Source organism: Arthrobacter sp. SD1074B (genome assembly GCF_056780195.1).
In genome coordinates, this window is the sequence record NZ_JBRAZT010000001.1 from 2,980,497 (window position 1) to 2,997,522 (window position 17,026).

General features: G+C 69.8%; 16 protein-coding genes. 4 read left to right on the forward strand and 12 right to left on the reverse strand.

What is annotated here, in order from left to right; translation table 11 throughout:
- Positions 1–66 precede the first annotated feature (66 nt).
- Together groES and ACUYM2_RS13790 are read right to left on the reverse strand one after the other, a co-directional pair.
- Complete coding sequence (gene groES / locus ACUYM2_RS13785) at positions 67–363, reverse strand: co-chaperone GroES (protein ID WP_307034835.1); 297 nt, start codon at positions 361–363, stop codon at positions 67–69.
- Between the two features lie 273 nt (positions 364–636).
- On the reverse strand, positions 637–1,053 hold the full coding sequence (locus ACUYM2_RS13790) for a hypothetical protein (RefSeq protein ID WP_481600570.1): 417 nt from the start codon (positions 1,051–1,053) through the stop codon (positions 637–639).
- Positions 1,054–1,109: 56 nt separating this feature from the next.
- Between ACUYM2_RS13790 and ACUYM2_RS13795 the strand changes: the two genes are divergently transcribed.
- Positions 1,110–2,339, forward strand: a complete 1,230-nt coding sequence (locus ACUYM2_RS13795) for a THUMP-like domain-containing protein (protein WP_481600571.1) — start codon at positions 1,110–1,112, stop codon at positions 2,337–2,339.
- A 44-nt stretch (positions 2,340–2,383) separates the two neighbouring features.
- On the opposite strand, the gene ACUYM2_RS13800 is transcribed toward ACUYM2_RS13795, so the two are convergent.
- Both ACUYM2_RS13800 and ACUYM2_RS13805 read right to left on the reverse strand, forming a co-directional pair.
- A complete protein-coding gene (locus ACUYM2_RS13800) occupies positions 2,384–3,217 on the reverse strand; it encodes a shikimate 5-dehydrogenase (RefSeq protein ID WP_481600572.1) in 834 nt (277 codons plus the stop codon).
- 26 nt (positions 3,218–3,243) lie between these two features.
- The gene (locus tag ACUYM2_RS13805) at positions 3,244–4,863 is read right to left on the reverse strand and encodes a glycoside hydrolase family 3 protein (RefSeq protein ID WP_481600573.1); all 1,620 of its coding nucleotides are present in this window, start codon (positions 4,861–4,863) and stop codon (positions 3,244–3,246) included.
- Positions 4,864–5,085: 222 nt separating this feature from the next.
- Here ACUYM2_RS13805 and ACUYM2_RS13810 point away from each other — a divergent pair, with 222 nt between their 5' ends.
- A complete protein-coding gene (locus ACUYM2_RS13810) occupies positions 5,086–6,237 on the forward strand; it encodes a glutamate--cysteine ligase (RefSeq protein WP_481600574.1) in 1,152 nt (383 codons plus the stop codon).
- A 16-nt stretch (positions 6,238–6,253) separates the two neighbouring features.
- On the opposite strand, the gene tsaD is transcribed toward ACUYM2_RS13810, so the two are convergent.
- The 6 genes from tsaD to ACUYM2_RS13840 all read right to left on the reverse strand — a co-directional run bounded on the left by tsaD (position 6,254) and on the right by ACUYM2_RS13840 (position 11,734).
- Positions 6,254–7,411: a tRNA (adenosine(37)-N6)-threonylcarbamoyltransferase complex transferase subunit TsaD gene (gene tsaD / locus ACUYM2_RS13815; RefSeq protein WP_481600575.1), complete on the reverse strand. Its 1,158-nt coding sequence runs from the start codon at positions 7,409–7,411 to the stop codon at positions 6,254–6,256.
- Positions 7,408–7,896 carry a ribosomal protein S18-alanine N-acetyltransferase gene (gene rimI / locus ACUYM2_RS13820; protein ID WP_481601498.1) on the reverse strand — a complete coding sequence of 163 codons (489 nt, stop codon included), beginning with the start codon at positions 7,894–7,896 and terminating at the stop codon, positions 7,408–7,410. The genes tsaD and rimI overlap by 4 nt, the downstream gene beginning before the upstream one ends.
- Before the next feature lie 53 nt (positions 7,897–7,949).
- A complete protein-coding gene (tsaB, locus tag ACUYM2_RS13825) occupies positions 7,950–8,621 on the reverse strand; it encodes a tRNA (adenosine(37)-N6)-threonylcarbamoyltransferase complex dimerization subunit type 1 TsaB (RefSeq protein WP_481600576.1) in 672 nt (223 codons plus the stop codon).
- Between the two features lie 2 nt (positions 8,622–8,623).
- Positions 8,624–9,247 carry a tRNA (adenosine(37)-N6)-threonylcarbamoyltransferase complex ATPase subunit type 1 TsaE gene (gene tsaE / locus ACUYM2_RS13830; RefSeq protein ID WP_481600577.1) on the reverse strand — a complete coding sequence of 208 codons (624 nt, stop codon included), beginning with the start codon at positions 9,245–9,247 and terminating at the stop codon, positions 8,624–8,626.
- Positions 9,244–10,467 carry an alanine racemase gene (gene alr, locus ACUYM2_RS13835; RefSeq protein WP_481600578.1) on the reverse strand — a complete coding sequence of 408 codons (1,224 nt, stop codon included), beginning with the start codon at positions 10,465–10,467 and terminating at the stop codon, positions 9,244–9,246. The genes tsaE and alr overlap by 4 nt, the downstream gene beginning before the upstream one ends.
- Positions 10,468–10,642: 175 nt before the next feature.
- Positions 10,643–11,734: a carbohydrate kinase family protein gene (locus ACUYM2_RS13840; protein WP_481600579.1), complete on the reverse strand. Its 1,092-nt coding sequence runs from the start codon at positions 11,732–11,734 to the stop codon at positions 10,643–10,645.
- Between the two features lie 82 nt (positions 11,735–11,816).
- On the opposite strand from ACUYM2_RS13840, the gene ACUYM2_RS13845 reads away from it, so the two are divergent.
- The gene (locus tag ACUYM2_RS13845; RefSeq protein ID WP_481600580.1) at positions 11,817–13,232 is read left to right on the forward strand and encodes a family 4 glycosyl hydrolase; all 1,416 of its coding nucleotides are present in this window, start codon (positions 11,817–11,819) and stop codon (positions 13,230–13,232) included.
- Between the two features lie 13 nt (positions 13,233–13,245).
- Here the strand turns inward: ACUYM2_RS13845 and ACUYM2_RS13850 are convergent, their stop codons facing one another.
- Both ACUYM2_RS13850 and ACUYM2_RS13855 read right to left on the reverse strand, forming a co-directional pair.
- Positions 13,246–15,033: a glycoside hydrolase family 5 protein gene (locus ACUYM2_RS13850; RefSeq protein WP_481600581.1), complete on the reverse strand. Its 1,788-nt coding sequence runs from the start codon at positions 15,031–15,033 to the stop codon at positions 13,246–13,248.
- An 82-nt stretch (positions 15,034–15,115) separates the two neighbouring features.
- Entirely contained in the window at positions 15,116–15,652 is a 537-nt protein-coding gene (locus ACUYM2_RS13855) for an N-acetyltransferase family protein (protein ID WP_481600582.1), read from the reverse strand.
- A 97-nt stretch (positions 15,653–15,749) separates the two neighbouring features.
- Here ACUYM2_RS13855 and mshA point away from each other — a divergent pair, with 97 nt between their 5' ends.
- On the forward strand, positions 15,750–17,015 hold the full coding sequence (mshA, locus tag ACUYM2_RS13860; RefSeq protein WP_481600583.1) for a D-inositol-3-phosphate glycosyltransferase: 1,266 nt from the start codon (positions 15,750–15,752) through the stop codon (positions 17,013–17,015).
- Positions 17,016–17,026 lie beyond the last annotated feature (11 nt).

Below are 17,026 nucleotides of genomic sequence, written 5' to 3' on the forward strand. Positions count from 1 at the left end.
TCAAGACAGAACCCCGCGCAGCCGTCCGTTCAATCTGAAGGAGCGGCGGCGCGGGGTCCAAGGGAGTTACTTTACGACGATCGCCAGAACGTCGCGGGCGGACAGTACGAGGTACTCGACACCGCCGGTCTTAACTTCGGTTCCGCCGTACTTGGAGTAGATGACAACGTCGCCCTCGGCGACGTCGACGGGGACGCGGTTGCCGTTGTCGTCAAAGCGGCCGGGGCCTACTGCAACAACTTCGCCTTCCTGCGGCTTCTCCTGTGCGGAGTCCGGGATAACCAGGCCGGAAGCCGTGGTCTGCTCGGCTTCGAGCGGGCGGACAACAATACGATCCTCAAGAGGCTTAATAGAGACCGACAAGGACCTCTCCTTTTCGTCAGCAAATTCGTGGACTTTAAAGCTGTGATGCCAAGGCGTGCAGACCGTCGTCGCGGTGCCGGCTGCGGCCCGGTGGTGAGCTTCAGGTGTTAGCACCCGCCTAGGGAGAGTGCTAAGGACGACTCTATGTAAGGAGTTAGCACTCGGTCAAGGCGAGTGCCAGAAGTTCGTCCCTGGTGAACGCCCGGTGGGGCATGCCCGCTGCCGGCCTCAAAGAATGGGCATGTCCGGCGGGCGGGTCGCGGCTCCGGGCGGCTATCCCCCGGCGAGGTCCTCGTAGTCCCAGTCCTGGCCGTCGTCGTCCTCGTCGACCCGGGCGGAGGCATTCCGCTCGCGGTACAGCACAAAGCCGCCGGCCAGGGCGGCCACCGCCCCGAGGACCAGGAAGATGATGCCGCCCACCCGGGCGGCGGCGTAGGTGTCGCGGATGGCGCGCGCCTCATCGGTCGCGTCCTTCACATCCTTGCCGCCCACGGAGTAGACGGTGGCGTTGAAGGCGTCCAGGAAGAAGATGATGACCAGCAACGCTACGCAGACGACGGCGATCACGCTGCCGGCGATCAGCGCCGGACGGGCGAAACGGGCCAGGCCCCGGCTGTCCCGGACCTCGCCGCCCGCCTGCTCCCGGTTGCCTGCCGTGCCGGAGTCGCCTGTTTCTTCCTTGCCGTCCATGCCGTCCAGCCTATCCGCCGCGCCCCGGGTTCCACGCCTGAACTAGGCTTGATTGCATGGCTGAGACTACGCAGGACCAGATCGCCCCGCTCCTCAATCCGGAGGGCTGGGAGCTGCTGGCCTCGCTGGGACCGTACCGTGAGGACGAGGCCTTCCGGCTCAACGCCTCGCTCCGCAAGGCCGGCCACTCCCCCGAACTGGTCTCCGCAGCGCTCACCCAGTCCCGGCTGCGGACCAAAGCCGAAGCCAAATTCGGTGAATTCGCCCGGCAGATGATTTTCACCCGGGCGGGGCTGGAGCAGGCAACACGGCTCACTGTGGCGGCACGGCACGCGCAGCGGTTCGCCGAAGCCGGGATCGCCCATGTGGCGGACCTGGGCTGCGGGCTGGGCGCCGATGCGATGGCGCTGGCGTCCCTGGACATCCAGGTCACCGCGGTGGAACTGGACGAAACAACCGCCGCCTGCGCCACGATGAACCTGATCCCGTTCCGCAATGCCACCGTGGTCCATGCCGATGCTGCCGCCGTGCCGCTCGAGGGGATCGACGGCGTCTGGCTGGACCCGGCCCGCCGCACCACCTCCAGCTCCGGAACCAAGCGGCTCTGGGACCCGGAAGACTTCTCGCCGCCGCTGTCCTTCGTGGAATCCCTGGCCGCCTCGGGCCGCGCCGTCGGCGTGAAAATGGGCCCCGGCATGCCGCATGACTCGGTGCCGGCGGACTGCGAGGCACAGTGGGTGTCGGTGGGCGGCGACGTCACCGAGGTGGCTCTGTGGTTCAATGCGGTCCGCCGGCCCGGAATCCGTCGTGCCGCGCTGGTCCTGGGCCCGCAGGGCGCGGCGGAACTCACCAGCACGGAGGACTTCCACGCCGGCCCGGAGGCCCCCGTCGGTCCGGCCGAAGGGTACCTCTACGAGCCCGACGGCGCCGTGATCCGCGCGGGGCTCGTCGCCGACGTCGCACTGCAGCTGGGCGGGCATCTGGTGGACGAACGCATCGCCTACATCTGCGCGCCGGAGCTGCGCGACACGCCCTTCGCCCGGGCGTACCGGGTCCTCGAGGTGATGCCGTTCAACGTCAAGGCGCTCAAGGCCTGGGTCAAGGACAACGGCGTGGGCATCCTCGACATCAAGAAGCGCGGCACTTCGGTCACGCCGGAAGAACTGCGCAAGCAGCTGCTCCCCGGCGGCGGCAAGAACGTCAAGAACGCGGCCAAAAAGACGGCAACCCTGGTCCTGACCAGAATCGGCGAAGAACGGGTGGCCATCTCCGTGCAGCCGGTCTAGGCCTGCCGGCCGGCGGTTGCGCGTGCTCCTGCCCGCGCGGTCCCTTACTGCGCCCGCATGAACTCTTCCGCGGCCTGGACCTGTTCGTCGCTGGGCCGGATGCCGGTGTAAAGCACGAACTGTTCCAAAGCCTGGATAGTGGCGACCTCCGCGCCGGTGATCACCTTCTTACCGGCGGCCCGGGCGGCCTTGATCAGGGGAGTTTCGGGGGGCAGCGCCACGACATCGAACACCGCCTTGGCGGCCTCCACGGCCTCCTGCGGGAATGACAGCGCGTCGGCCTCCGGCCCGCCGGCCATACCAATGGGGGTCACGTTGATCAGCAGCTCGGCCGAGCCATCCCCGGAGCCGGGAGCCGGGAAACCGGCCCGCCACTCGAATCCATAGAGTCCGGCGAGCGCCCTGCCGGCTTCCTCATTGCGGGCGATGATGGTGACCCGCCGGAAACCGGCATCGCGCAGCGCCGCCGCAGTGGCCTTCGCCATCCCGCCGGCACCCAGCAGCCACACCGAATAATCGGTGGGGACGGCGTTGCGCTCCAGCAGCTGCTCGATCGCCGTGTAGTCGGTGTTATAGGCCGTGAGCCGGCCGCCGTCGTTGACGATCGTGTTGACCGAATCGATAGCTTTCGCGGACGGGTCCATCACGTCCACGAGGGCGATGACGTCCTCCTTGTACGGCATGGACACGGCACAGCCGCGGATGCCCAGCCCGCGCACCCCGGCGATGGCCTGGGCCAGGTCAGTGGGGGCGAAGGCCTTGTAGATCCAGTTCAGGCCCAGCTGCTCATACAGATGGTTGTGGAAGCGGGTCCCGTTGTTGCTCGGCCGGGCCGAGAGCGAGATACACAGGGTCATGTCTTTATTCAGGATGGGCACTGCACCATTAAACGCCACCGGCCGGCTCAGCGGCAGCCGGAACCGGAACCCTGGCGCCCCACGGCGACCGGCAGCTTCCCTGGGGCGGCGGCTTTTCCGGCCAGGACGGCCAGCAGGGCATCGAAGGCCTCCTGGCTCCGGCCGTAGAGCGCGATCTTGGCGCCCGCGGCGGATTTCGCCAGCGGCCACGGCGCATCCAGCGAAACCGCCACGTCCGCGGTCACCGGGGAACCGCCGTAACCGATCAGCATCACGAGCGGTCCGGCGCCGACGCTGATGCCGGTCTGCCTGGCCGCCACCGCGAAGCGTGCGCGGTCCTGTTCGGAGCCACCGCTCACCCGGACCCTGGCCGGAACGATCCGCCCGCGACACGGGCCGGCGAGCACGGTAATGGCTTCCTGCGAGACTTTGTGGGACAGCGCCGAGCCGCTGCCGGGGGCCGAGCCCCGCGGCGGGTGGCTGCGGCCACGCCAGAGCTGCATCGTGGCCACACGCTGCGCTGCCTCGTCCAGCCGGGCGGCCGGGAGGGTGCCGTCCCGCACGGCGTTCACGATCGCGGCATGGGCTGCTTCCACCGATACCGGCATGAGCACCAGATCAGCGCCGGCGGCCAGCGCCAGCGGGGCGGCGGCACCGCCGGGATACTGCCGCTGGATCGCGCCCATGTTGAAGGCATCCGTCACGGCTACGCCCTTGAAGCCCATCCGGCGCAACTCCGCGTAGGACGCTTTCGACACCGAGGCGGGGACCCCCGGATCCAGGGCGCGGACAGCGATGTGCCCGGTCATGACCATCGGCAGGCCGGCGTCGATAGCCGCCTGGAAAGGCAACAGGTCCCTGCCGCGCAACTGTTGAAGGCTGGCGTCCTGGACCGGAAGACCCCGATGGGAATCAACCGTCACGGACCCGTGGCCGGGAAAGTGCTTGACGGCGGGCAGGACCCCTGAGCCGAGCATGCCCTTGGAGAAGGCGATACCGAAGTCCGCAGCCGTGCCCGCGCTGCCGGAGAATGACCGTGCGCCGATGGTCGGGTCAGCCGGGCCCATCGTGACGTCGGCGGTGGGGGCGAAGTCGACGTTGAAGCCGAGGCCGGCCAGTTCCGCCGAAAGGGCGCGTCCGGCGTCGGACGCCAGTGGTTCACTGCCGGCCGCCCCGTAACTCATCGGGGCGGGCCACTCGGTCAACGGGGCCCGCAGCCGGGCCACCACCCCGCCCTCCTGGTCCACCCCGATCATTCCCGGCCAGCTGCGGCCATCGGCGCGGGCGGCGCGCTGCAGCCGCTCCGCGGTGCGGCGCATGCCGGCCGTGTCCACCTGCCCGTTGGGCGCCGCCGGGACGTTGTCCCCCATGATGATCGATCCGGCGAGATGCAGGCGCTCCACGGTCCGGGCGTGGGCTTCATAGTCGAGTCCGGGGAAGAAGGGCAGCAGCACCTGGCCGGCCTTTTGCTCCAGGCTCATGCGGGCCACGGCCTTCGCCGCGGCGTCCGCATCGCGCTGGTCCGGGCCCCAGCCGAGCGGTCGCGGTTTGGCGGGCCGGGCGCCGGCCGCCGGCGGCGGGGACTGGGCACCGTGGCCTGCCGTCGGGCCGGGGGCCGGGGCAGCGGAATCCTGGACGCCGGGGCCGGTGCAGGCGGTGGCTCCCATCGCGAGCCCCGCCAGAATGGCAACGGCTGCCGGTAACAGTCCTCTTCTGTGAAAACTCTCACGCGTCAGCTGTAACTTGGCCACCAGCTCGATGCTACCCCTGCACTAGACTTGAGACACCGTTGCCTTGCCACCGCAGGCCGCGGTGCCGGGCCTTGGGCGCGGCACCGGCGGACGCACAGGCAGCAACACCGGCGGGCAACAAAACAGTGAAGGGACCACATGAAGATTGATTTCGCTTCATCCAGGCAATCAACTCTTGGTGTGGAATGGGAGCTCGCGCTCGTCAACGCCGAAACCGGCGAGCTGGCCTCGGTGGCCAGCGAGGTGCTCCGCGGTGTGGCCGCCCGGCATCCCGAGCTGAATGAGGATGACGAACACCCGCACATCAAACAGGAGCTGCTGCTCAACACGGTCGAACTCGTCACGGGCATCTGTACCACGGTGGCGGAGGCGAAGGCGGACCTCAGCAGTTCCCTCGCCGCGGTGCGCGAGGTCACCGATCCGATGGGCGTCGAGGTCTTCTGCGCCGGCAGCCACCCTTTCAGCCCCCCGCAACTGCAGCCGGTCACCGACAAGGCCCGCTACGCCAAGCTGATCGACCGCACCCAGTGGTGGGGCCGCCAGATGGTGATCTACGGCGTCCACGTCCACGTGGGCCTCGACAGCCGCGACAAGGTGCTCCCGGTGCTCGACGGCCTGGTCAATTACTTCCCGCACTTCCAGGCACTGTCCGCGTCCAGCCCGTTCTGGGGCGGCGAGGACACCGGCTACGCCTCGCAGCGCGCCCTCATGTTCCAGCAGCTGCCGACGGCGGGGCTGCCGTTCCAGTTCGCCAGCTGGGAGGAATACGAGTCCTACGTCCAGGACATGTTCACCACCGGGGTGATCGACACGCTCTCCGAGATCCGCTGGGACATCCGGCCCGTGCCCAACCTTGGCACCATTGAGATGCGCATCTGCGACGGCCTGGCCACGCTCGAGGAAGTCGGCGCCATTGCCGCCCTCACCCAATGCCTCGTGGACGAGTTCTCCACCATCCTGGACAACGGCGGGACCATCCCCACCATGCCGCCCTGGCACGTCCAGGAAAACAAGTGGCGCGCGGCGCGCTACGGGCTGGACGCGATCATCATCCTGGACGCGGACGGCAACGAGCAGCTCGTGACCGAGCACCTGCGGGAGACGCTGACGAGGCTTGCGCCGGTGGCCGCCAAGCTCGGCTGCAGCGCGGAGCTGGCCGACGTCGAGCGGATCATCGATCGTGGCGCCGGCTACCAGCGGCAGCGTCGCGTCGCTGCCGAACACGGCGGAGACCTGCGCGCCGTCGTCCTGGACCTGGTCAAGCAGATGCGCAAGGGGCCCGAAGCGTAACTTCCTGTCCGGCGTCCTAGACGGACGGGACAGCCGCTGGCTGGACGGACACGGACGTGACCGGCATCGAGGAGTCCGGCGCGAACCCGATCCCGCTCGGCGCGGTCCCGGCCATCACCAGCTGTGCACCGAGTGCCGCCACCATGGCGCCGTTGTCCGTGCACAGCGAGAGCGGCGGAACGGTCAGCCGGATTCCCGCCGCGCTGCAGCGCTGTTCCGTGAGCTGGCGCAGCCGCGAGTTCGCAGCCACTCCCCCGCCCAGCAGCAGCTCGGTGATGCCGTTCTCCCGGCACGCAAGCACCGCCTTGGCGGTGATCACATCCACCACGGCCTCCTGGAAGGCCGCTGCGATGTCCGCGACCGGCACCTCGTCGCCGCGCGCCTCGAACTGCTCCACGCAGCGGGCGACGGCGGTCTTGAGTCCGCTGAAGGACCAGTCGTAACGGTGCGGGCCGGGTTCCCCGGCGGTGCCCATGTATTTGGGCTGGGTCAGCCCGCGCGGGAATCGGATCGCCTTCGCGTTGCCGGTGCGCGCCAGCTTGTCGATGGCGGGCCCGCCCGGGTACCCGAGCCCCAGCAGCCGCGCCACCTTGTCATAGGCCTCGCCGGCGGCGTCGTCGATGGTGGAGCCCAGCAGCTCGACGTCGTCGGTGATGCTGCGGATCCGAAGGATCTCGGTATGCCCGCCGGAGACCAGGAGCGCGCCGAGGTTTTCCGGCAGGGCGGCCGCCGGGGCCCCGTGCGGCTGCGCCTCGGCGCTGGCCGCCTCGGCGCCGGTGGCCGGTTCGAGCAGGCCGACACCGACGTGCGCCACCAGGTGGTTGATCGCGTACAGCGGCTTGCCGGTGGCGACCGCGAGCGCCTTGGCCGCGCAGACGCCCACCATCAGCGCTCCGGCGAGCCCCGGGCCGGAGGTGACGGCGATGGCGTCGACGTCGTCCAGCGTCACACCGGCGGCGGCGAGCGCTTCCCGAAGCGTGGGGACGAAGGCGTCAAGGTGCGCGCGGGACGCGATTTCGGGGATGACCCCGCCGAAGCGGACATGCTCCTCCATCGACGAGGAAACGGTGTTCGCGAGCAGCCGGGTGCCGCGGACAATCCCGACGCCGGTCTCGTCGCAGGAGGACTCGATCCCCAGCACCAGGGGGTGGGGGCTGCGTGGGTGGTGGTTCATGCTCGGCCTGTTTCCCTTGGCTCTGTGTGGTCAGTGTTCCCCGGCGCCGCGCTGTCGGTTGTGTGCAGCTGGAGGCGCATGATCAGGGCGTCGACGCCGTCGCGGTAGTAGCGCGGGCGGGTGTGGATCTGCTCGAAACCGAAGCGCCGGTACAGCTGCTGGGCGCGGGGGTTGTCTGCGCGTACCTCGAGCAGCACATCGGCGGCGTGCCGCCGCCGGCTTTCCCGGATGAGCTCGGTCAGCAGTGCCGATCCGATGCCGCGGCCCTCTTGCTCGGGTACGACGGCAATGGTCTGGACGTCGGCGATGGGTTCAATGCACATCAACCCGGCGTATCCGACGATTGCGCCGCCGGCTTCCGCGACGAGGTAGCTCCGGGTCTCCGGCTGGGCGAGTTCGTCGACGAACATCTGCAGCGGCCACGCGTCGACCGGGAAGAGCCGGCGCTCCAGGGCATGCACGGCAGGGAGGTCCGCGGCGAGCATGGCCCTGAAGATCACGCCGGCCGGGGAGGATCCCGCCGGTGTTTCCGGGGCGTTCACAGCGCGCGCTTCCGGGGGCCGGGGACCTGGGCGTCGGACTCCCGCAGGTACAGCGGGGTGGTGTCCGGGAGCTGCTCCCCCGCAGCGAGCCGCGCCAGCGCGAACTGGCCCAGCGACAGCGCCTCGGGCTGGCGCCCGGCGAATTCGGGGACGGCGTCGAGCACGTCCGGGTAGAGGCCGGCGCCCGCGCCATAGACCGGCAGGTCCGGCAGGTCGGCGGCGAACCCCACATGCGGTCCGTCCAGCAGCTGCGGCAGTTGGCTTCCGGCCAGGGCGTAGCGGGCCCAGTAGACTTCCTTGCGCCGCGCGTCGGTGGCGACGATGAATTCGGCCGCTGACTCCGTGGATTCGGCCACTTCGAGGGCTATGGCGTCCAGGCTCATGAGCCCGTAGAGGGGCTTCTGCCAGACAAAAGCCAGGCTGCGGGCCGTGACGATGCCGGAGCGGAGGCCCGTGAATGGGCCCGGTCCCACGCCGGTGACGATGGCGTCGACGTCGGCGCCGGTCAGGCCCGCGCCCGTGAGCAGCTGCTCGATGCCCGGGGCCAGCACCTCGGCGTGGCTGCGGGTGTCCTCGGTGGCGAAGCTGCCGACGACGGACTCCAGGGAGTCATCGGAAATGAGGGCCGCGCTGGCGACGGCCGAGGTATCGATGGCAAGGATCAGCATCTTCAGTCCGTTTCCATGGTCGCGGGAAGTTCAAGGGAGCCGGCCAGGGCTGCAGGCGGCCCGGCCCACCGCGGGCCGAAGCCGCGGAACACCACGGTCCTGGGCTCGTCGGCGTCGTCGGTGTCAAAATCCAGCATGCCGCCGCTGGGCTGGGCGTCATTGGGCTGGCCGCCATTTGGCTGGGCGCCATCGGGTCGGGCGCCGCCGAGCCGGCGTTGCAGCTCGACCTCAAGCCGGCTCTCGCTCAGGTGCTCCACCCGGCCGCGGCCCCACTCCACCACGGTTACCGCGCTGTCCATGGTGTTTTCCAGGTCGATGTCGTCGATCTCGGAGGCCGATGCCAGCCGGTACGCGTCAACGTGGACCAGGTCCGGACCGCCGGGCCGCGGCCCGTCCGGCAGGTTGGGGTGGATCCGGACCAGCACGAACGTCGGCGAGATGATCCCGGCGCGGACGCCGAGCCCTTCGCCGAGCCCCTGCGTGAAGGTGGTCTTCCCGGCGCCGAGCTCGCCGATGAGGACCAGCAGGTCGCCGGCTTCCAGTTCGGCGCCGAGGGCTGCGGCCAGGGCGTGCGTCTGCTCGGCGGTCCCGACGTGGAGGATCCGCTCCCAGGCCGGTCCGCTCACTGCGCGGCCCCGCCGGCCGGGGCGGGCTCCTCGTTGATGTAGCGGCGCGGCACCCGCGGGCTGATGCGCGTGACGATTTCGTAGTTGTTGGTCCCGGCCGCCCTCGCCCAATCCTCAGCCGTGGGACCGCCGTCGGCTCCGTCGCCGAACATCTGCGCCTCGGCGCCCAGCAGGCTCGGGCCCCCGGCGGTGACGTGGAGCGGGCCGAGGTCGATCACCATCTGGTCCATCGCGATGCGGCCCACCACGGGGTAGTTCACGCCGCCCACCCGGATCGGTCCACCGGTGGCGACGCGCGGAACACCGTCGGCGTAGCCCAGCGGGACGAGGCCCAGCGTGCTGCTGCCGGCGGTGCGGTAGTTCAGTCCGTAGGAGACGCCCTGGCCGGCGGGTACGTCCTTGCAGTGCGAGACGACGGTGCGGACGGTCATGGCCGGGCGCAGCCCGACTTCCGCGGAGCTCTGTCCCTCGAACGGTGAGAGCCCGTAAATGCCCAGGCCCACGCGGACGAGGTCGAAGTGTGTGTCCGGGCGGGACAGCGTCGCCGGGGTGTTGGCAAGGTGCCTGACCTCGGGATCGACGCCGGCGTCCTGCGCCATCGCCAGGACTTCGCGGAAGGCCGCAAGTTGCTCGTCTGTTTCCGGCCGCTCGGGTTCATCGGCGACGGCCAGGTGGGAGAAGATTCCGACGACGCGCAGTAGGCCCTGGTCCTGGTATTCCATGGCCTCTCCGAGCAGCGTGTCCCAGGTCTCCAAGGTGGCGCCGTTGCGGCCGAGCCCGGTGTCCACTTTCAGGTGGATCCGGGCGGGGCGTTCCTGCTCGCGGGCGGCGGCCACAATCCGGCCCAGCTCCCAGCCGGAGCAGCCAATGTCGATTCCGGCAGCGACTGCGGCGGCGAAGTTGCTTTCGGGGGTGTGCAGCCAGGCCAGCAGCGGCGCTTCGACGCCGGCGGCACGCAGGGCGAGCGCTTCCGAGATGTGCGCGACGCCGAGCCAGCTGGCACCGGCGCTGAGTGCGGCCCGCGCGACCGGGATGGCCCCGTGCCCATAGGCATCCGCCTTGACGACGGCCATTACCTTCGCCGGCGAGGCCACCTTGGCCAGCCGCCGGACGTTGTGCCGGATCGCTTCGAGGTCGATAACGGCCGAGCGCTCCTCGACATGGTCCGGACTTGCTTCCGTCAGTGGCTGGAAATCACCTGTTGCTGCTGGGTACATCACTTTACGATTCTACGGGTGGCCACAGACCGTGCTGAATTCCGCACTCAGCCGCTCCTGAGGACGTGCCCATTCTCCGCTCCGGATCATGCCCATTCCGCGCGGCCATGAGTGGGCATATCGGCATTCTGTCCACTTCCCAAGCCGGGCGCTGAGCATGTCCCCCGGGCGGACGGGGCTACGCGTCGGACAGGTGGGCGATGGTCGCCGTCGCGCGCCGTTGCGCCTCCGGCGGCACGCCACGCACGATCTCCGCGAGGAAGCCGTAGCGGCGCAGCCACTGGCTTCCCTGCCGTTCCTTGCGGGCATTCGCGCGTTGCCACCAGTCGGCGAGGTCGCCCCAGCCCGGCGCGGCCAGCGAACCGCCGACCTGCTGCACGGCCAGGGCAGCGCACAGATTTGCGAACCGGAGCCGGTCGCCCAGCGGCCAGCCGGCCAGGCAGCCGACGATGAAAGCTGCCCCGAAACAATCCCCGGCGCCGGTGGGGTCGAAAGCCGGCACGGGCAGCGACGGCACCCACTCCTCTTCACCGGTCTCGGAGTCCACCGCCATGGACCCCTGCGGGCCCAGGGTCACCACGGCCACCGGGACCATGTCCGCGAGCGCGTAGAGCGCGGCCCAGGGGTTGTCCTTGCCGGTAAATGCCATGGCCTCGTGCTGGTTGGGCATAAACGCGTGGAAGTACTTCAGGTTGTCCAGCCGCGCCTGCGCCCACGTCCCGGTGGGATCCCAGCCGACGTCGCCGAAGAGCCGCACGCCCGCCCGGTGCGCGTCGACGGCCCACGGTTCCAGCTCCTCGCCGAGCTCGGCGACGGCGGCGAGCGCGGGCGGCGGGCAGCCGATTAATTCACTGGACGTCACCGGCGCGGGATGGCCGTGGGTCACCATGGACCGGTCCTTCTCGACGCTCAGCGACACCGTCACCGGCGAGTGCCAGCCCGGAACGCGCCGGGACAACGACAGGTCCACATGTTCCTGCCGGTCCAGGATCTTCCAGTTGTAGTCGCCGTAGCCGTCGTCGCCGAACGCGGCGGCCAGCCCGGTGCGCAGCCCCAACCGGGCCGCGGCGATGGCCTGATTCGCCACCCCGCCGGGGCAGCTGCCCATCCCGTCGCTCCAGATTTCCGTCCCGGGCCGGGGTGCGTGCGGCAGCCCGGTGAAGATGATGTCCTGGAACACCGTGCCTGTCAGGAGCAGGTCGAAGCCCCCCGCCGTCGGGGTCCGGACGGCGGCGAGCGGGTCGAAGCGCGGCGCTGGAATCGCGTCCATACACGGCACACTACGCCGTCCGGTTAGCCGGCGAAAGACGGCCGTCCCGGCCTCCGGCGCGGCGTCAGAATAGACTGCTGGCATGCGGCTCATGATTGCCGGCGGCGGCGGATTCCGGGTGCCGCTGGTCTACCGGGCGCTCTGCGCCGGACCCTTTGCCGGGCTGGTCCGGGAGCTGGTGCTGTACGACGTCGACGCCGGCCGGCTCGACGCCATCGAGGCGGTGCTGGCCTCCGTGCCGGGGCAGCCTCCCGGCGGCGGTCCGACGGTCCGAACCACCACGTCCCTGGCCGAGGCCTTGTCCGGCACGGACCTGGTTTTCGCCGCCATCCGCCCCGGCGGCACGGCCGGACGGACCGCCGACGAGCGGGTGGCGCAGGAGCTGGGTGTGCTGGGCCAGGAGACCACGGGCGGCGGCGGCATCTCCTACGCCCTGCGCACGATCCCGCCGATGCTGTCCCTGGCGCGGGCGATGCAGCGCTTCTGCCCCGGGGCTTGGCTGGTCAACTTCACGAATCCGGCCGGCATGGTGACCGAGGCCCTGGTCCCGGTGCTGGGCGGCCGGGTGGTGGGGATCTGTGACTCGGCCGGCGGGCTGGTGCACCGCGCGGCGCGGGCCGCCGGCGTCGTGCTGCCCGAGGGCCGGCTCGACGGCGTGGGCTACTACGGGCTCAACCACCTGGGCTGGCTGTACCGGCTGGAGTCCGGCGGCAGGGACGTCCTCCCCGCCCTGCTGGCCGACCCCGGGGCGGTGGCCGGTTTCGAGGAGGGCCGCCTTTTCCCGCAGCCATTCCTGGCCGGCCTGGGCTGCCTGCCGAACGAATACCTGTATTACTACTACGAGACCGGCCGTGCCCTGGCCGCCATGCGGGCCGCCACGCAGACCCGAGGCGAGTCCATCCACCGGCAGCAGGCCGAGCTCTACCCGCGGCTCGCATCCGCCGGCGCGGGTGCCTACGGGCTCTGGGACGCCGCCCGCCGGTCCCGCGAGGAGGGCTACCTGGCCGAGGCCCGTGCAGCCGGGGAGGAACGGGACGAGGAAGACCTGGCCGGCGGCGGCTATGAGCGCGTGGCGCTGGCGGTGATGCGCGCCCTTTCCGGCGGCGGCGGGGCCGAGCTGATCCTGAACACGCCCAACGCGGTCCCCGGCCCCAACGGGGCACGGACCGCCGCGATCCCGGGACTGCCGGTCGACGCCGTCGTCGAGGTCCCCTGCAGGGTGGACGCCGACGGCGTGGTGCCGATCCCGCAGGACCGGCCGGCGGCAGCGCAGCTGGCGCTGATGCTGCGGATCAAGGAGGTGGAACGGCTCGTGGTCCAGGCCACCGGCCCGGGACCCGGCAACCTGCGGCGCGGGGCCGCCCTCGCCGCGTTCGCCCGGCATCCCTTGGTCGACTCGGACGTGCTCGCGGCGAGGCTGCTCGCCGGTTACGAGGCGGCGTTCCCGGGCCTGTTACAGCTCTGGCGCAGCGACGTCCGCTGTTCCGGTGGTTCCTAGCCGAGTCTGCCGCTCAACGCAGTCCGCGGGCGAGGGTGTCCTGGAGCGCCTGATTGGGTTGGCTCGGCAGGCCGGCGCCGCTGAGGTAGAGCCCCATCTGGGTCCCGTGGTATTCCCAGTAAGCGAAGCTGAGCTCGTTCTCCGCCAGGAGACCAAGCATGTCGGTGACCCATTGGCTGCCGCCTTTGCCCTCCATCTCAAATGCTTGCCGGACCAGTCCGAACTCCATGACCGACATCGGCACGTTGTTGTCGATGCCGAACTTGAGGCGCTTCCCCAACTCGTGCGCCAAATAGCTTTTGTCCCGTGCCAGGAAGCCGTTTCCGGGTGTTCCGGGCGACTGTGCATAGACGTCGAGCTGGAGCGCGATCCGGGGGGCCGAACCCGCGGACGCCGCGATGTTCTGCCCCCGCATGTGGCCCTGGATGCGGTACTTGTTACCCGGCACCACCTTGAACAGGTGGGCGTCATTGCTCCATCCCGCGATTGCCTGCGCGTCCGCGGCATCGCTGATTGAGAGACTGCCGCCGTCCCGGTAGCCGGCCTTCTCCCGCGCGAACTTCGGCGGCGCCGCCGTGTCCCCGCCGTACTGCCATTGATGCCAGTCCAACGTCGCGTCGCGGTTCAGGGGGTCGTTGATGACTTGCCGGAGTTCGGTCCCGCCGGGGCCGTACTCGGTCACCCTGATCGCGTCGAAGCCGGCCGTTCCGCGCATGCCGCCCTGCGCAGTGACCATGGGTGCAGCCGCGACCGCGCTGCTGTCGTCGATGGTTACGATGCCGCTGTCATACGCCGCCCAGCCTGACGTGCCGGCGGGCAGGGACTTGGTGGCGATGCGGCTCCCCGGCAGCAGGACCCGCTGGCCGGTCGGGAGAATCGTGTTCGGGTCCGGATAGCGGCCACCGTCCTGGACCGGGCCCTCGACCCAGGACGCGTACTGGTGGGTGTATTTGATGGGCTCGTAGAAGTGGAAGTCATACACTACGTTGCCGTCATCCACCAGAAAGTGCTGATCGACTCCGGACGCGCCGTAGCGGCCGTTGACTCCGTAGATTCCGCCCACGACCAGCAGGTGGTTCGGGTCCTCCGACCGGACTGCGGCAACCAGCTGCCCCGCCAGCCTTTTCCATTGTTCCCCCGTCGCATCGGTCGTCACCGGCTCGTTGAGCAGGTCGTAGGCTGCGATGGCCGGTTCATCCTTGTACCGGGCGGCGATGTCCCGCCACAGGTCCGCGTTCTGCTGCTGCAGCCGGGGATCGGACCAGAGGTCGAAACTGACAGCGTCGCTGGTGGGGTCCAGCCAGAACCCGCCGATCGGGGTGTGCAGGTCCAGGATCAGGCGCATGTCGTGCTGCCGCGCCCAGGCCACGTTTTGGTCCAGCCACTGCCAGAAGACCTGCGGGGAGTCGGCATACCAGTCGCCGTCAAAAGCGAAGCGGATGCTGTTGAAGCCGATGTCTTTCGCCCTGGCGAAGTCTTCCTTCGAATGGTGCTGCGAGGTGAGGAGTTCGGCCCCGTCCAGGTTTCGATGGTAAAGGTTGGAAAAATTCACTGCCTTCAGCCGGGTGGGCTCGCCCTTGAGGACAAGGCCGCGGCCCGAGGCGGTGATGAAGCCCGGCCCGTCCTCCGCCGCCGGCCTGTTGCCGTTGTTCCGGGACAGCGTGCATCCGGCGATCACCAGCAGCGGAACCACCAGCAGCAGGACGGCCGGAACCCAGCCAGGCCAGCGGCGCCGGCGTGCAACCCGGTCAGGGCTGCTGCGCGGCGCGTGCTGCATCTGCGGATAACCACTCCCGGGCATTCAGGTCTCCCTCGCTCGGCCTTCAGGGCCCAGCCTATTCGCGGCGGACGCAAATGTCTTGGGTTGAATCCGGCCGGGCCGTTTACAGGCTGCGGTACATCACGTGCAGGCCCACGAAGCCCAGGCTCGGGTGTTGGAAGGCGTCAGGGATGGTGGCGAGAATCTCGAAGCCCATGGCCTGCCACGCGGCGACGGCCCGGGCATTGCTCTCCACCACGGCGTTGAACTGCATGGCGCGGAAGCCGGCCGCACGGGCGGCCTCCAGCGAATAGGCGCACAGTGAGCGGGCGATGCCGCGGCCCCCATACCCGGCACGGACCATGTAACCGGCGTTGGCGACGTGGCTGCCGCCGCCGGCCTGGTTGGCGTGCAGCTCGCCGGTGCCCAGCACGACGCCGTCGAGGCCGCCGGTCCCGACGGCAACAAAGGTCCGGCCCGGGGCCGGCTTGACCCACTTCGCGCGGGCCTGCTCCTCGGTGGTGTCACGGTCCCAGGTGAAGGTCTCCCCGGCCCTGATGACCGGCTCCAGGATCTCCCAGATGGCGGGCCAGTCCTGGCCGGTGGCCTCGCGGATCACCCACGACGCCGGGGCCGGCCGGGTCTCAGTGTTTGCGCTCACAGCGGCCACGTTAGCAGCCGCCGGCTGTCGGCGAACGGCCCGGCCGTTCAGGAGTAGTGTTTTACCGAATCCACGTCGCACGAAGGGAGGGAAGAGGATGCCGCTGGTCCGCCGTGTCGCCTTCCTCTCCCTGCATACCTCACCGATGGAGCAGCCCGGTTCCGGGGACGCCGGGGGCATGAACGTGTACGTCCGTGCCCTCGCCGCGGCCCTCGCCGAGACCGGCGTCGAGGTGGAGATCTTCACCCGGTCCAACGCGGCCGGCCAGGCCGCCGTCGAGCACCCTTTCCCGGGCGTCTGCGTCCACAACGTACTCGCAGGTCCGCCGCGGAAGCTTCCCAAGGAGGAACTGCCGGCGCTGCTGCACAGCATGGTGGCCGAAATCGACCGGATCAAGCAGCTGCAGCCGCATGGCCGCTACGACGTCATCCACTCGCATTACTGGGTGTCCGGGGTCGCGGGACTGGAGCTGTCGGAGCTGTGGGACGTGCCGCTGGTGCACACCATGCACACCATGGCCAAGGTCAAGAACCTGCTGCTGGAATCCGGCGAGCAGCCCGAGCCGCGGCGGCGCGAGGAGGGCGAACACCGGATCGTCGACGGCGCCACGCGGCTGGTCGCCAACACCGGAGCCGAGGCCGCGGAACTGGTCTCGCACTACGACGCCGACCCCGACCGCATCGATGTGGCGCCCCCGGGGGTGGACCTGTCCATCTTTACGCCCGCGTTCCGGAGTCGCGCCCGCAGCCAGCACGGGGTCCCGCCTGGACGTTTCCATCTGCTCTTCGCAGGACGGATCCAGCGGCTCAAGGGGCCCCAGATCCTGATCAAGGCCGCCGCCCTGCTGCGCGCCCGCCGCCCGGACATCGACCTGCAGCTGACCATCCTGGGAGCGGTGAGCGGGGCCAAGGACTTTGACCTCAAGTCCCTGATCACTGCCGCCGGGATGGACGACGTCGTCACGCACCACCCGCCGGTCAGCGCGCCCAAGCTGGCTGGCTGGTACCGCTCGGCCGACGTCGTGGTGATGCCCTCCTACAGCGAATCCTTCGGCCTGGTTGCCTTGGAGGCGCAGGCCTGCGGCACGCCCGTGGTCGCCACGAAGGTGGGCGGCCTGTCGCGGGCGATCTTCGACGGCAGGACCGGCCTGCTGGTGGAAGGGCACAAGGCAGCTGACTGGGCAGATGCCCTGGAAGCCCTCCATGACGACCCGGCCACCCGGGAAGACATGGGCCGAGCGGCCTCGGTGCACGCCCAGGACTTCGGCTGGCAGCGCACCGCCGCAATTACGCTGGAGAGCTACCAGGCCGCCCTGGTCCAGTATTTTGGTACCCGGAGCATTCCGGTGGGCCACACGCCCTGACCGCGAGCCAG